At 63.2% G+C, this 12,547-nt stretch carries 12 protein-coding genes and 1 pseudogene; 8 read left to right on the top strand and 5 right to left on the bottom strand.

The features are described from left to right. The first annotated feature begins 48 nt into the window (after positions 1-48). The 5 genes from LB515_RS06095 to LB515_RS06075 all read left to right on the top strand — a co-directional run bounded on the left by LB515_RS06095 (position 49) and on the right by LB515_RS06075 (position 4,030). Positions 49-480, top strand: a complete 432-nt coding sequence (locus LB515_RS06095) for a hypothetical protein (protein WP_224707097.1) — start codon at positions 49-51, stop codon at positions 478-480. A gap of 78 nt (positions 481-558) precedes the next feature. Then, complete coding sequence (locus LB515_RS06090) at positions 559-1,191, top strand: LysE family translocator (RefSeq protein WP_224707096.1); 633 nt, start codon at positions 559-561, stop codon at positions 1,189-1,191. Between the two features lie 152 nt (positions 1,192-1,343). Beyond that, positions 1,344-2,828 (top strand): D-glycero-beta-D-manno-heptose-7-phosphate kinase, encoded by a 1,485-nt coding sequence (rfaE1, locus tag LB515_RS06085; protein ID WP_224707095.1) that lies wholly within the window; start codon positions 1,344-1,346, stop codon positions 2,826-2,828. Positions 2,829-2,835: 7 nt separating this feature from the next. After that, a complete protein-coding gene (locus LB515_RS06080; RefSeq protein ID WP_095766579.1) occupies positions 2,836-3,408 on the top strand; it encodes an SIS domain-containing protein in 573 nt (190 codons plus the stop codon). Beyond that, positions 3,401-4,030 carry an HAD family hydrolase gene (locus tag LB515_RS06075; protein WP_224707094.1) on the top strand — a complete coding sequence of 210 codons (630 nt, stop codon included), beginning with the start codon at positions 3,401-3,403 and terminating at the stop codon, positions 4,028-4,030. The genes LB515_RS06080 and LB515_RS06075 overlap by 8 nt, the downstream gene beginning before the upstream one ends. A gap of 68 nt (positions 4,031-4,098) precedes the next feature. Here LB515_RS06075 and LB515_RS06070 read toward each other — a convergent pair whose 3' ends face one another. Then, complete coding sequence (locus LB515_RS06070; RefSeq protein WP_040989590.1) at positions 4,099-4,575, bottom strand: Lrp/AsnC family transcriptional regulator; 477 nt, start codon at positions 4,573-4,575, stop codon at positions 4,099-4,101. Between the two features lie 276 nt (positions 4,576-4,851). On the opposite strand from LB515_RS06070, the gene trxB reads away from it, so the two are divergent. After that, entirely contained in the window at positions 4,852-5,826 is a 975-nt protein-coding gene (gene trxB, locus LB515_RS06065; protein WP_224707093.1) for a thioredoxin-disulfide reductase, read from the top strand. Positions 5,827-5,896: 70 nt separating this feature from the next. Further along, positions 5,897-6,793 carry a LysR family transcriptional regulator gene (locus LB515_RS06060; RefSeq protein WP_095766582.1) on the top strand — a complete coding sequence of 299 codons (897 nt, stop codon included), beginning with the start codon at positions 5,897-5,899 and terminating at the stop codon, positions 6,791-6,793. A gap of 146 nt (positions 6,794-6,939) precedes the next feature. Here the strand turns inward: LB515_RS06060 and LB515_RS06055 are convergent, their stop codons facing one another. The 3 genes from LB515_RS06055 to LB515_RS06045 form a co-directional block, all read right to left on the bottom strand. Then, positions 6,940-7,437 carry a methyltransferase family protein gene (locus LB515_RS06055; RefSeq protein WP_224707092.1) on the bottom strand — a complete coding sequence of 166 codons (498 nt, stop codon included), beginning with the start codon at positions 7,435-7,437 and terminating at the stop codon, positions 6,940-6,942. Between the two features lie 776 nt (positions 7,438-8,213). After that, a complete protein-coding gene (locus LB515_RS06050; protein WP_224707091.1) occupies positions 8,214-10,262 on the bottom strand; it encodes an elongation factor G in 2,049 nt (682 codons plus the stop codon). 343 nt (positions 10,263-10,605) lie between these two features. Beyond that, positions 10,606-11,463, bottom strand: coding sequence for an alpha/beta fold hydrolase (locus LB515_RS06045; RefSeq protein ID WP_224707090.1), 858 nt, complete (start codon positions 11,461-11,463; stop codon positions 10,606-10,608). Positions 11,464-11,612: 149 nt separating this feature from the next. Between LB515_RS06045 and LB515_RS06040 the strand changes: the two genes are divergently transcribed. Beyond that, positions 11,613-12,164, top strand: a complete 552-nt coding sequence (locus LB515_RS06040; RefSeq protein WP_224531322.1) for a methyltransferase family protein — start codon at positions 11,613-11,615, stop codon at positions 12,162-12,164. Positions 12,165-12,208: 44 nt separating this feature from the next. Here LB515_RS06040 and LB515_RS06035 read toward each other — a convergent pair. Next, positions 12,209-12,543: pseudogene (locus LB515_RS06035) on the bottom strand (aminotransferase class I/II-fold pyridoxal phosphate-dependent enzyme); the annotation flags it as partial. Between the last annotated feature and the right edge of the window lie 4 nt (positions 12,544-12,547).

The raw sequence follows: 12,547 nt of genomic DNA, 5'->3' as shown, positions 1-12,547 counted from the left end.
TGGGCTGTCGACAAAGCAGGCCGGACCGACAGCAGCAAGGACAGATGAATGACAGGAGATTCTTCCGAGACGACGCCAACCGATAGGCAAGGCACTGCGGTGTTTGTCGGCTCCTACGTAAGGGTTTCGTCTCTGCCGAACGAAAACCGCGGAAAGCCGTTCGAAGAGGCGCGCCAGTCATCTATCGGACGCATTTGCCGAATTGTTGAGCCCTACGAAGGGACGTCCACGAATGGCATTCAAATTAGCACCGGCGAATTTCGAGTCCATTACGCGCCGCTTTCTCCCGACGGTATTCAGGGCATCTCTTTCTACGTGGCTCCGGGGGATATAGAGGTCGTTGCAGCTACGGAAGAAATGCTGCTCCTCTATAGCGAGGACATCTGGCAACTTATCCGGCCATTCGGCGAAAGGCAGGATACGCCAACTTTCGAACGGCTCGTGGCAGCGTTCGGGTTTTCCAATTTGCGGGATTCCTGAGACGCAGGCCAGCGCAAAGAACTGAACCAGACGTCTGTTCGGCGTGATCTCTACGCTTTGCCGACAAGAGGACAAAAAATGTCGTCGACCGAACTGCTCATCGCGTTTTTCGCCACCACCGCGATCTTCGCCTACATTCCCGGTCCTGCCATGCTCTACGCCGCTGCGCAGACGATGGCGCGCGGGCGCTGGTCTGGGCTGACGGCGGCACTCGGCATCCATCTCGGCGGCTATGTGCATGTCTTCGCGGCCGCCGCAGGCCTGTCCGTTCTGTTTCACGCGGTGCCGCCGCTCTATTTGGCGGTCAAGCTGATCGGCGCGCTTTATCTGGTCTGGCTCGGCGTTGCTATGTTCCGCAAACGGGCGGACGGCGATATGGCTTTGCCCGCCATCGAGCGGAAATCGGCCCGCCGCGCCTTTTTCGAAAGCATCACCGTCGAGGTGCTCAATCCGAAAACGGCGATCTTCTTCATGGCGTTCCTGCCGCAATTCATCGATGCTTCGGCGGCGTTTCCGGTCTGGCTGCAGTTCGTCGTGCTTGGAACCATCGTCAACCTGATGTTCTCCTCTGCCGACGTCATGTGCGTATTCCTTGCCGGCGCGATGATCGCCCGGCTGCGGCGCTCGGGACGCGCGCAGCGCCTGATGCAGCGCGCGGGCGGCGCCGTGCTGGTCGGCCTCGGCGTCCACGTCGCCCTGCAGAGGAGCTGATTGCCAACCCGGCTCCGGCTAAGGTCCGCGCCGGGCTGCCGTTGCGCTCGCCCGAATTGCGGTATATCGGCATCGCTTTGAACAGCCCGCGCCACAATTCCGGCGCTGAAATCTAATCAAGTCCGGCCGTCTTCAGGCATAGCTCGAGCGAGATGATCAAGCACCATCTGCCTTCTCCGGAACCTTTGCATCGCACCATCGCCCGGTTCGGCGACGTCACCGTGCTGGTGGTGGGCGATTTCATCCTGGACCGTTTCGTCAGCGGGGTGATCGAGCGCATCTCGCCGGAAGCTCCCATTCCCGTGCTGCATGGAAAGGGCGAGGCGTTGAACATCGGCGGCGCCGGCAATGTCGTCTCCAACATCGTTTCGTTGGGCGCGGCCGCCATTCCCGTCTCGGTGATCGGTGCCGACCAGGCCGGCGACAATCTGATGCGCATGCTCAGCGAGATCGGCGTCGATACCGACGGGCTCCTACAGCGCCAGGACCGCATGACCTCGTCGAAAAGCCGCTTCAGCGCGCTCAACCAGCAGGTGCTGCGGTTCGACGAGGAAGAGATCAAGCCGCTCACCGGGGCCGAGCGGGCGAAGCTCATCGATCATTTCCAGGCGGCGCTTGGCCGCGCCGACATCGTCATCCTCTCCGATTACGGCAAGGGCATCCTGCTCGACGGCGTCGCCGGCGAGCTGATCGCGATCTGCCGAGATGCCGGCAAGCCGGTGCTGGTCGATCCGAAGGGACGCGACTATGCGCGCTATGCCGGCGCCACGGCTGTGACGCCGAACCGCAAGGAGCTTGGCGAGGCGGTCGGGCGCAAGGTCTTCGGCGATGACGAGATCGTGGCGGCGGCGCGCGACCTGATCGCCACGCATGATTTCGAGTTCATCGTCGCCACGCGCAGCGAGAAGGGCATGAGCGTGGTCTCCGCCGAGGACGCCCGCCACATCTCGACCCAGGCGCGCGAAGTCTTCGACGTCTCCGGTGCCGGCGACACGGTCATCGCGAGTTTCGCGCTGTCGCTCGCCGCCGGCGCCGACCGGGTGCATGCGGCGGTCATCGCCAACGCGGCCGGCGGTGTCGTGGTCGGCAAGCGCGGCACGGCGCGGCTCAACGTCGAGGAACTATCCGGCGCGCTGTTCCGCTCGCACGGGCCGACGGCTCATACCGATGCCATTCTCGACGCCAATGCCGCGGCCAGGATGGTCGCTGCCTGGAAGGAAGAGGGCCTGACTGTCGGCTTCACCAATGGCTGCTTCGACATACTGCATGCCGGCCATGTCAGCCTGCTGCATGCCGCGCGCAGCCAGTGCGACCGGCTGGTGCTCGGCCTCAACAGCGACGCCTCGGTGCACCGGCTGAAAGGGCCTGGGCGGCCCGTCAATAACCAGCATGACCGCGCCTGCGTGCTGGCAGCACTTGCCTCGGTCGATGCCGTCGTCGTCTTCGAAGAAGACACGCCGCTGAAGCTCGTCGAGGCGCTTTTGCCGGACATACTGGTCAAGGGCGCGGATTACACGATCGAGACCGTGGTCGGCGCCGACGTGGTGCAGAAGGCGGGCGGGCGCGTGGTGCTGGTCGACCTTGTCGCCGGCAAGAGCACGACGAACACGATCGGCAAGCTGCGTGCCGCAAACTGAGGATCTCATGTCAGATTTGAACGACTACCTGGTCCGCTCCGCGGCGGCGATATCGGCGATGGTCGAGCGCGACCTCACCGACGAGATGGAACGCGCGGTGAGCACCGTGGTGACGGCGCTGTCGCAAGGCAAGGCGCTGCTGATCTGCGGCAATGGCGGCTCGGCCAGCGATGCCATCCACATCGCCGGCGAGCTGGTCGGCCGCTTCCTGAAGGAGCGCAAGGCCTACAACGTCATCGCGCTGCCGGCCAACGCCGCGGTGCTGACCGCCTGGGGCAATGATTACGGCTTCGACACCGTGTTCTCGCGCCAGGTCGAGGCGCATGGATCGGAAGGCGCGGTGCTGCTCGCCATTTCCACCAGCGGCAATTCGCCAAGCATCCTTGCCGCCGCCGAGCAGGCGCGGGCGATGGACATGACGGTGATCAGCCTGACCGGCGAGACCGGCGGCAAGCTCAAGCCGCTGACCGATATCCTGCTCAACGTGCCGTCGACCTCGACGCCGATCATTCAGCAGGGGCATTTGTGCCTCTATCACCATCTGTGCGAGGCTGTCGAAGCGCGCCTCAGCAATGGCTGAGAGCGACGGCTTTCCACTGGCCGGGCCGGGCCTTTGGGTCGAGCAGGTCGGTGACAGGACGTTTCCGGCCGGCCCGCCGGCGCTGTTCCTCGATCGCGACGGCACCATCAATGTCGATACCGGCTATCCAGACGTTCCGGCGACCATGGTGCTGCGCGACGGCATCGCGCCGGTCATCGAGGCCGCGAACGAGCGCAGCATTCCGGTCGTTGTCATCACCAACCAGTCCGGCATCGCGCGGGGCTATTTCGGCTGGGACGCGTTCGCGCGGGTCAATGGGCGTGTGCTCGAGCTGCTGGCTGAGAAAAATGCCTTCGTCGACATGGTGCTTGCCTGCGCCTACCACGAAGCCGGCAGGGGCGCGTTGGCGGTTGCCGATCATCCGATGCGCAAGCCCAATCCGGGCATGCTGCTGGAGGCGGGCCGCCGCCTCGGCCTCGACCTAAAGCGATCGCTGATCGTCGGCGACAAGCCGGCCGACATGGAAGCTGGTCGGCGCGCCGGCCTCATACGTGGCTGGCTCGTCGACGGCGAAGCCTCGATGATAGGCGGGTTTTCGGTTTCGCGGTTCCGCGACGCCACGGACCTTGAGGGACTGCTTGCCGCGATACGGTCGCTCTGATCGCGGATTGATTCAAAACCCGGTGCTAAGGCCTTGTTCGCGCGGGCGAATTTCTGGAAGCCGGCACATTAAGTTGGAAAAGCCACCAGCCCTTCATCCTTGACGCGGCGGATGGTCAAGGCGGTACGCACGGTGTCCACATTCGGGGCCGAAGCCAGTTCCTCGATGACGAAGGTCTGAAAGGTGCCGAGGTCGCTCGCCACGCAATGCAGCAGGAAATCGGATTCGCCCGAAACCATCCAGGCGTCGCGCACGATCGGCCAGCCGCGCGTGCGCTCGGCGAAGGTCTTCAGCTCGGCATCGGCCTGATGATGCAGGCCAATCAGGCAGAAGGCGACGACATCCATGCCGAGCGCCGGCGCATTCAGGAGGGCGCGGTAGCCGCGGATGATGCCGGCCTCTTCCAGCCGCCTGACGCGGCGCAGGCAGGGCGGCGCCGAGATGCCGACCCGGTTGGACAGTTCGACATTGGTCATGCGGCCGTCGCCCTGCAGTTCGCGCAGGATCTTCCAGTCGATGGCATCGAGGTCGGCTTTGAGCGGCATGGACGCTTTCGCGCAAGAATCTTTCGCGATTTTGTAATTTGGTTTCGCCTGAGAGGCCATCCCTTTACGATGATTTTCTCCTTCTTTTGATGCATGGGGTGATGCCAGAGCCGCGCATACCTCCGGACGACATGCATCGGTGAGGGGCGGCGATATGCCCGATATGCGAAGAACGAAGCTTTCCGGGGACGAAAGCCAACTTGCCTTGCTGGTCTCACGGGCAACACTTACATTACCCGCGACAAACCACGGCTTCGCGCCGCAGGGGACTTTTTCATGAACACCAAACATGCGCCCGTTCTCATCATCGGTTCCGGCCCGGCCGGCTACACGGCGGCGATCTATGCCGCGCGCGCCATGCTGAAGCCGATGCTGGTCGCCGGCCTGCAGCAGGGCGGCCAATTGATGATCACCACCGACGTGGAAAACTATCCGGGCTTCGCCGATCCGATCCAGGGTCCGTGGCTGATGGAGCAGATGCTCAAGCAGGCCGAGCATGTCGGCACCGACATCATCAACGACATCATCACCGAGGTCGATCTCAATGTGCGGCCGTTCCGCGCCACAGGCGATTCCGGCACCGTCTACACCGCGGACGCGCTGATCATCGCCACGGGCGCGCAGGCGAAGTGGCTGGGCATCCCGTCGGAGCAGACCTTCATGGGGTTCGGCGTTTCGGCCTGCGCCACCTGCGACGGCTTCTTCTATCGCGGCAAGGACGTCGCGGTGGTGGGCGGCGGCAATTCGGCGGTCGAGGAGGCGCTCTATCTGTCGAACCTCGCCAAGAGCGTCACCGTCATCCACCGGCGCGGCGATTTCCGCGCCGAGCGCATCCTGCGCGAGCGACTGCTCAAGAAGGACAATGTCCGCGTCATATGGGACACGGTCGTCGACGAGATCACCGGACGGCCGGGCAAGGCGCCGCTGCCGCCCTCGGTCGAGGGCCTGACGCTGCGCAACGTGGTAACCGGCCAGGAATCGAAGCTGCCGGTCGACGGCGTGTTCGTCGCCATCGGCCATGCGCCGGCGGTCGAGCTCTTCGCGGGCAAGCTGAAGCAGAAGCCGAACGGCTATCTGTGGACGGCGCCCGATTCCACCCGCACCGACGTGCCCGGCGTGTTCGCCGCGGGCGACGTCACCGACGACGTCTACCGCCAGGCGGTGACGGCGGCCGGGCTTGGCTGCATGGCGGCGCTCGAGGCGGAAAAATATCTGGCGGGCATCGAGGTTCACCGCGAAGCGGCGGAATGACAATCGGCTGAAAGAGCCGTTTAAAAGCCTGATTTTTCATTCAGACGCCAAAGGCAACGCGAGGGGAATCATGGCGCTGGACTGGGACAAGCTACGCGTATTTCACGCAGCGGCGGAGGCTGGGTCGTTCACCCATGCCGCTGAGACGCTGCATCTGTCGCAATCGGCCATTTCGCGGCAGGTCAGCGCGCTGGAGCATGACGTCGGCGTCGCACTGTTCCACCGCCATGCGCGCGGCCTGGTGCTGACCGAGCAGGGCGAGATGCTGTTCCGCACGGCGCATGACGTGCTGATGAAGCTGGAAACCATCAAGACGCGGCTGACCGAAACCAAGGATCGGCCGTCGGGCGTGCTCAGGGTGACGACCACGGTCGGCCTGGGCGCCGGCTGGCTGACCGAGCGCGTGCAGGAATTCATTGAGCTCTATCCCGAGATCAGCCTGCAGCTGATCCTGGCCAATGAGGAGCTCGATCTCACCATGCGCCAGGCCGATTGCGCGATCCGGCTGCGCCAGCCACAGCAGCCTGACCTTATCCAGCGCCGGCTGTTCACGGTGCATTTCCACCTCTATGCGGCGCCGTCCTATATCGCCAAGTTCGGCAGGCCGGCCTCGATCGCCGAGCTCAGGAACCACCGCATCGTCACTTTCGGCCTGCCGGTGCCCTCGCATCTGTCGGAGCTGAACTGGCTGGAGACGGTCGGCGATTTCGAGGGCGGGCAGCGGGTGCCGACGCTGCAGATCAACGACATCCTGTCGATCAAGCGGGCAGTGCAGGGCGGCGCCGGCATCGCCATGCTGCCGGACTACGTGATCAACAAGGACACGAATCTGGTGCAGCTGCTGCCGGAGACCGAGGTGCCGTCCTTCGACACCTATTTCGCCTATCCCGACGCGATGAAGAACCAGGCGAAGCTGCATGTGTTTCGCGACTTTATCATCGCCAAGGCGCGCAGCTGGTCTTACTGAATATTCAGGTGAGGCCGGCCTGCGAACGGCAGGCTCCTGCGCTTCCGGTACTCACGTACTGAAGTACGCTCCGTTCCGGTTCTCGGAGCCTACCGTTCTCGACTCGGCCTGACCTGAATATCGGCACCCCTCTCGGAAAGGGCGGCTTATCCGCGCCAGGGTTTCAGGCGCGGCAGCCAGCCGGGCACGGCGCGGCGGTAGACCTCGTATTCTTCGCCATAGCGGTTGGCGAGCGTCGGCTCTTCATAGAGCTTGACGAAGGAGATCATCGCCGCCGCGGCGATGAGGCCGTAGGCCAGCACCGCCCAACTCGAAAAGATCAGCGCCTGGCCGAGGATGATCGACAACACCGCCACATACATGGGATTGCGCACATGGCGGTAGACGCCGCCGACGACCAGTTTCTCGGTCGGCGCCACGGGAGCGGGCGTGCCCAGGCCCTCGAGGGCAAAGCGGGCGAAGGCATGAAGCAGGATGGCGGCCGCTCCGATCACAAGAATCGAGCCCACAGCCACGAAGCCCGGCAGGGCCGACAGAGGTTTGCGATAATGGTCGGTCAGCAGCCACGGCGCCAAGCCGGCGACGACGCCCGGCGCTGCGACCAGGAACAGCGCGCTGCCGGCGATTGCTGAAAAAGTTCGCATCATCGGCCTCCTGCCGTAAAAATAAACTCGGCCTGCCGAAATCGACATCATTTCGCCGACTCGCATATTTCTGAGCAAAATCGGCTCGGTTTGCTTTTAAGCAGTCGCTTTAGCGCCGGAAACGCGTCGGAATCGGCGACTTTTCTGGTCCTATGGCTTCGAGGAACAGGTTGGACCACAGCCTGCGTCTTTTTGCATGCGTGTGTTGCAAAATAGATGCTTGTTTCTTGGGCATGATGAGCACATATATAGTCACATCTCCGGGGCGCGTTCTCCTCCCATTAGCGCCCTCGAGTGTTCCCCTCTGGAGGTTAGCCTTAATCGGCACTTCCAATCAAACTCAGCCGGATCTTTATTGATCCGGCTTTTTTGTTGCCCGCATGCCTTCGAGCCGGCAAGAAAACGACTGAATCCACCGCGTAACAGTGACATGTAACATCGGGTAACATGTCGCACACCCACTCTATCGGTTAAGTAGACGATAGGACGCGGTTGGTCGGTTCGGGAGATGGGGGCATCACTCGAAAGACCGGGCTCAGGCAAGCACCGCGTCCGAACCTTTTTACGGATGCGGCGGACCAGCTGTTGCCTCCCAGGAGAACGGTCCGCAATAGGAACGGCGTCCGGATCATCCGGACGCCGCTTTCATATCTCCAACAGAAGCCTGCCAGCAGGCTCGTGCGTTTCACCGTTTCACGGAGACGGCGAGCCGCACTATCTCCTTGTTCTTACGCAATTCCGGTCGGAAAACCGCTCACACTTTTCTCGGAATTGCTCTAGGCCGCTTTACCGTTGGCGTTCATCGCTTCGTCGGCCAGCCGGCCGGTGAGCTCGGCCATGTGATCGAAAGTGGCCTTGTAGCTGGCGACGCCGGCGGTCGCCGAGCGCAGCTCGATGATCAGATCGCCGATTTCGGCCTGCGGCATGGTCGCCTCGACGACGTCCCAGCCGGGCCAATCGGGCCTTGCATCATAGCCGAGGATCTGGCCGCGCCGCTGCGGGATCAGAGCGATGATCTTGGAGGTCGCGTCGGAGGGCGTGACGATCTCGACCTTCATGATCGGCTCAAGCAGGACCGGCGAACAGGCGGCCATGCCTTCTTTCATCGCCAGCTTCGCCGCCATCTGGAAGGCCATGTCGGAGGAATCGACCGCGTGGTAGGAACCATCCGACAGATTGACGGCGACATCGACGACCGGAAAGCCGAGCGGGCCTGTCTTCAGATAGTCGCGAATGCCGGTCTCCACCGATTGGATATAGGTTTTCGGCACCACGCCGCCGGTGATGGTGTCGGAGAACTGGAAGCCGGACCCGCGCGGCAGCGGCTTGATCTCGATCACCACGTCGCCGAACTGGCCGTGGCCGCCGGACTGCTTCTTGTGGCGGCCACGCTGTTGCGCCGATTTGCGGATCGTCTCCCGGTAAGGCACCGCCGGGGCATGGCCCTCGATCGGGATCTGGTTCTTGCCTTCGAGGCGCTCGCGCACCACGCGCAGATGCATCTCGCCGTGACCCGACAGGACGGTTTCGGCGGAGTCCTGGTTGTGGCGCAGGCTGAGCGATGGATCTTCTTCGGCAAGCCGCTGGATCGCCGCCGACATCTTGACCTCGTCCTTGCGCTCCTTGGGGCGAAGCGCGAAGGCGAAGACCGGCTGCGGCGGCTCCAGCGTGACCAATGGCCGGATGCCGCCCTTGGCCGAGCTCAGCGTCTGGCCGGTCTTGACGTTGTCGAGCTTGCCGAGCGCAACCGTGTCGCCCGCCTTGGCGGATGTCAGCTTCGACTGGTCTTTGCCGAGCATCCTGTAGATGCCGGAAACCTTCGCCGTGTCGCCGTTGGAAAGGAAGAGCTCGGCTGCGTCGGCCAGTTGGCCCGAGAGCACGCGCGACACCGAAAGCTTGCCGCCATGCGCGGTGTGAATGGTCTTCATCACCTGCACCACCGTCTGGCCGTCCGGCGCGCCAAGGCGCTTCCTCGTCGCCTCGACATCCGGCGCGTCATGGCGGATGGCTTTCAACAGGCGCAGCACGCCGTTGCCCTTCTCGGCCGTGCCGATCAGCACTGGTGTCACCGCGCCGGCGCGCAGATCGGCCGAGAGATCGTCGAAGATAGCGTCCTTCGGCGGCTCGATCTCCTCCAGCAACTGCTCCATCAGGTGATCGTCATGATCGGCGAGCGTCTCCAGCATGGAGAAACGGGCTTCCAGCTCGCGCGCCTTGTCGTCGTTCGGGATCTCGGCAACCTGGCTCTCGGCGTATTCGCGATAGATGTAGGCGCGTTCCAGCGCCAGATCGATCGAGCCGATGACGATGCCGTCCTTGCGCACCGGAATCTGGCGCAGCAGCAACGGTACCGTGCTTGCCGGCTGCAGCATCTTCAGCGTCTCGCGCACGCCCGCGACCGCCTTGTCGACCTTGTTGAGGAACAGGATGCGCGGAATGGCGAGATCGTCGAGCTTGCGCATGATGAGCTGCAGCGCCGGGATCTTCTTCTCATCGGCCTCGGCGACGACGACCGCGAGGTCGCAAGCGGCAAGCACGGGTTCGGCCTCGAAGGCGAATTCGATGGAGCCGGGGCAGTCGACGAATGTGATCTGCTCGCCCATGAAATCAGTAGTGGCGAAGGTCGCCTCGACGCTCATGCCGTGAGCGCGGGCTTCGGGCGAATGATCGGAAACGGTGTTGCCCGACGAAACGGGGTTCTGGCGAGGGATGGCGCCCGTGCGGGCGAGGATGGCTTCGAGAAGTGTCGTCTTACCGCTTGCGAAGGGACCGACTATGGCAATGCATTTCGGTCCCGTGCGTCGTCCTCCGGCGCGAGTACCCATGGCTGAACCTCCACTCAGGCGTTTCCCAAGGAGCGATCAGCAAAAGTGGAAACCGGTTTGCGTCCGATCGCACCCTGTGCAGAGCGGCGGCCGGCCTGTTCGGCCGTCGCGGGCGGGTTTTCACCTCTTCCCAAAACCATCGTCACACGGGTTTGTCGGGAGGGCAAGAAAAATAGGACGTTCGCCGGCTTGGGTTTCGTCAGGTCGCGATTTCCTGTTTGTCAGCCCGTGAGGGCAAGACCGCAGCCGCTAAAAGCCAAGCCGGCACCTGCCAATTGGGCCGCCGCGCCACCCATCGATGGTGGTGGTTCAGAAGCCGGAATCGGAAGATGTCGATAAAGGCTCAGCCGGCCTCGGTTCGGCGCACCGGCATGACTGCGCTCTGCTTCACTACCTTCTCGGCAAAGCGTGACAGCAGCGGATTGAACAGGTCCGGCTTTTCCCAGAAAGGTGCATGGCCGGCGCCGGATATGACATGGCACCGTTCCCACAGCGAGGCGTAGGCCACTGTCTCGAAGTAGCTCAGCCGCACAAGCGGGTCATGCTCTCCATTGATCACCGCGACCGGGAAGGGGGCATTCTCGACCACCTGCTTCTGGTCGGCGCCCTTGCCGGCAAACATGCCGAACGCCACGCCCGAGCGCAGCCTGCCGTCGGTGCGCCTTATGGCCTCGCGGAAAGACGGACTTGCGCTGCCGCCGAAGCAAAACGCCTCAAAGCGCTCGATGTCGCGTTCGGAGTAAACTTTCTTGGAGGTGAGCAGCATGTCCCAGTTGGCATGAAAGCCACGCAGCATGCCGAGCGGCCCCCTCGACACCGGCGGCGCCCCGGTCAACACCAGACCGTTCACCGCGTGATGGAAGCTGGCAAGTTCAATCGCTACATGGCCGCCAAGCGACCAGCCGAAGATGATGGCGTGGCCGATGTTGAGGGCATCGAGAAGGCGGGCTGTGGTCTGGGCGAGGCCGGTGATCGTATAGGTTGCGGCCGGGTCGCGAGCATCGGAGGAGTCGCCATGGCCGGGAAGGTCGAAAGCGATCAGCCGGTGGGCATCGGCGAGCGGACTGTCGAACTGACGGGCAAAGACGGCGCGCGAACTGCCCGAGCCGTGGATCATGACGATGGGCAGGCCGGAACCAGACGACTGGCTGAGGCGCAAATCGGCCTGCGGCGTACGGATTGTGCGGTCAGTGACGCTCATGCTGGATTAGATCCTCGGATGTGGCTGGCGGCCAACATCGCATCCGGGGCTCTATATCTTCTTTAAGCATGTGGTTAAGAGAGGGTTCCTGGAAATAAGCGGCCGGCGTGGCTACCGGCTGGATGGCAGCACCGGCGGAAACCCCTACGATGGAACCACTCCTCGATCTTCTTGTCTCGATTTGCAGCATCGCGACCATTGGCCAATATGTCTGGTCGATGCGGGCGCATTTCCAATTGCAGGCCATGTTTCCAGGCGCCATGGTGATTTCGGCAGCGGTGATTGCTACGACTTTTTTCTTTCTCGCCATCCTGTGGATCCAATCGCAGCCGGTTCCGGCAAAGCTCGCCGGGCTCGCCGTCGAACTGGCAAGCTCTGCCCTCTTCTGGTGGGCGATCGTTACCTCGCGGAAGGCGCGGCTGCACTTCGCCTTCGCGCCCGATAATCCGCACAGCCTGCTGACCGGTGGCCCCTACCGCTACATCCGCCACCCTTTTTACTCGTCATACATCATCTTCTGGATTGGATGGGGGATCGCGACCTGGTCGATCTGGGCGGTGGTGCCGGTCGCTGGGATCGCCGTCCTCTATGTGGTTGCGGCGCTGGGCGAAGAAAAGAAGTTTTCGCGTACGCCATTGGCGGGCGATTACCAGGCCTATCGCGGTCGAGCCGGCCTGTTCTGGCCGCGGCTGGGGTGGTAGCCGACACAGGGCAGGGGTTCTCCCCAATGGAAGGATTGCCCGATGCCGCCGCAGATCGCCACCATTTCGGGATAGCTCACCAAGTAGGGGCGCGGGATGACGACCTCGTCGCCCGGGTTCAGCGTCGCCATGAAGGCGTTGAACAGGATCTGCTTGCCGCCAGTGCCGACGATGGTCTGCTCCGGCCGGTAATCGAGATTGTTCTCGCGCTTGAATTTTTCGCGATCGCCTCGCGCAGCGGCACGATGCCGGAAACCGGCGGATATTTGGTCTCGCCGCGGCGGATCGCCTCGATCGCCGCGTTCTTGATGTTGTCGGGCGTATCGAAGTCCGGCTCGCCGGCGCCGAGGCCGATCGCGTCACGACCGGCATTTTTCAGGGAT

Source organism: Mesorhizobium sp. CA15 (genome assembly GCF_020165215.1).
Classification (GTDB): domain Bacteria; phylum Pseudomonadota; class Alphaproteobacteria; order Rhizobiales; family Rhizobiaceae; genus Mesorhizobium.
Note: the sequence above shows the minus strand (reverse complement) of the source record. Positions and strands in the feature narration are given on the sequence as shown.

Bases quoted from the DNA above. Each gene is read 5' to 3' on its own strand.
- LB515_RS06095 (WP_224707097.1), top strand. From the start codon at position 49: ATGACAGGAGATTCTTCCGAGACGACGCCAACCGATAGGCAAGGCACT.
- LB515_RS06090 (WP_224707096.1), top strand. From the start codon at position 559: ATGTCGTCGACCGAACTGCTCATCGCGTTTTTCGCCACCACCGCGATC.
- rfaE1 (WP_224707095.1), top strand. From the start codon at position 1,344: ATGATCAAGCACCATCTGCCTTCTCCGGAACCTTTGCATCGCACCATC.
- LB515_RS06080 (WP_095766579.1), top strand. From the start codon at position 2,836: ATGTCAGATTTGAACGACTACCTGGTCCGCTCCGCGGCGGCGATATCG.
- LB515_RS06075 (WP_224707094.1), top strand. From the start codon at position 3,401: ATGGCTGAGAGCGACGGCTTTCCACTGGCCGGGCCGGGCCTTTGGGTC.
- LB515_RS06070 (WP_040989590.1), bottom strand. From the start codon at position 4,575: ATGCCGCTCAAAGCCGACCTCGATGCCATCGACTGGAAGATCCTGCGC.
- trxB (WP_224707093.1), top strand. From the start codon at position 4,852: ATGAACACCAAACATGCGCCCGTTCTCATCATCGGTTCCGGCCCGGCC.
- LB515_RS06060 (WP_095766582.1), top strand. From the start codon at position 5,897: ATGGCGCTGGACTGGGACAAGCTACGCGTATTTCACGCAGCGGCGGAG.
- LB515_RS06055 (WP_224707092.1), bottom strand. From the start codon at position 7,437: ATGCGAACTTTTTCAGCAATCGCCGGCAGCGCGCTGTTCCTGGTCGCA.
- LB515_RS06050 (WP_224707091.1), bottom strand. From the start codon at position 10,262: ATGGGTACTCGCGCCGGAGGACGACGCACGGGACCGAAATGCATTGCC.
- LB515_RS06045 (WP_224707090.1), bottom strand. From the start codon at position 11,463: ATGAGCGTCACTGACCGCACAATCCGTACGCCGCAGGCCGATTTGCGC.
- LB515_RS06040 (WP_224531322.1), top strand. From the start codon at position 11,613: ATGGAACCACTCCTCGATCTTCTTGTCTCGATTTGCAGCATCGCGACC.